The sequence below is a fragment of the Cytobacillus oceanisediminis 2691 genome, assembly GCF_007678455.1.
Taxonomy (GTDB): domain Bacteria; phylum Bacillota; class Bacilli; order Bacillales; family Cytobacillaceae; genus Mesobacillus; species Mesobacillus oceanisediminis_A.
Genome location: NZ_VEEP01000204.1, coordinates 1 through 277, shown reverse-complemented (window position 1 = coordinate 277; position 277 = coordinate 1). Strand labels below are relative to the sequence as shown.

The following is a 277-nucleotide window of genomic DNA, read 5'->3' as shown; positions in this document are numbered from 1 at the left end:
AGGGGAAGGAGTTTTATGAAGGAAGGATTATGGATGGATGTATGGATTTTTGTTCGGGGTGGAATTGGAGGGGGTAGAAGGTGGGTGGTTGATTGTTGATGGTGAAATGAAGTGGGGAGTGAGGAGTTGGGAGGGATATTTCGGTAAGGAGAATTGGGAGTAGTTTGAGGGGTGGGAGGTTAGTGTTGTTGAGTGGGTGGGCGAGTTGTCGCGAAAGGATGAGAGGGAGAGCTTCGTGGGAGGATTCCTTGGGGGTATGGTATTGTGTGGTGAAGAA

1 protein-coding gene is annotated in these 277 nt (G+C 49.5%); it reads right to left on the bottom strand.

Annotated features, from left to right (window positions below; all coding sequences use genetic code 11):
* Positions 1-13: 13 nt before the first annotated feature.
* Positions 14-277: hypothetical protein (locus FS736_RS24905; protein ID WP_222125110.1), on the bottom strand; the 264-nt coding region annotated here is incomplete at its 5' end.